This window comes from Nocardioides antri (assembly GCF_008373765.1).
GTDB classification, from domain to species: Bacteria; Actinomycetota; Actinomycetes; order Propionibacteriales; family Nocardioidaceae; genus Nocardioides; species Nocardioides antri.
Window position 1 is genome coordinate 1 of the sequence record NZ_VUJW01000149.1, and the last position, 299, is coordinate 299.

At 45.2% G+C, this 299-nt stretch carries 1 protein-coding gene; it reads right to left on the minus strand.

The window, feature by feature from the left end:
• The coding region (locus tag F0U47_RS22840; RefSeq protein ID WP_149752360.1) for a hypothetical protein at positions 1-259 on the minus strand (259 nt) is incomplete at its 3' end.
• Positions 260-299 lie beyond the last annotated feature (40 nt).

The following is a 299-nucleotide window of genomic DNA, read 5'->3' on the forward strand; positions in this document are numbered from 1 at the left end:
TCCCGTTTTCGCTGATTAGCAGTTTCGTCATTTTTTTCCCTGCGCTATCTACAACCGTCGAAATGGCTGCACCGTTCATGTTAGGCCCAAAACCAGCCTTTGAAGCCATGTCCTGGATGTTTGACATGCCTTGCATTAAGCTTGCCGGCGAAAAACTGTTAGCGTTTATCGGAAATATGTTCGGGTCGTTAGGAACGGCCGCACCTTCCAACCCGTACACGGCAGCCAAAATCAAAAGAATAATTGCAACCTTCGTCATTGTATAAGTTTATTTGCGTATGTTCAAAAATAATCACGCG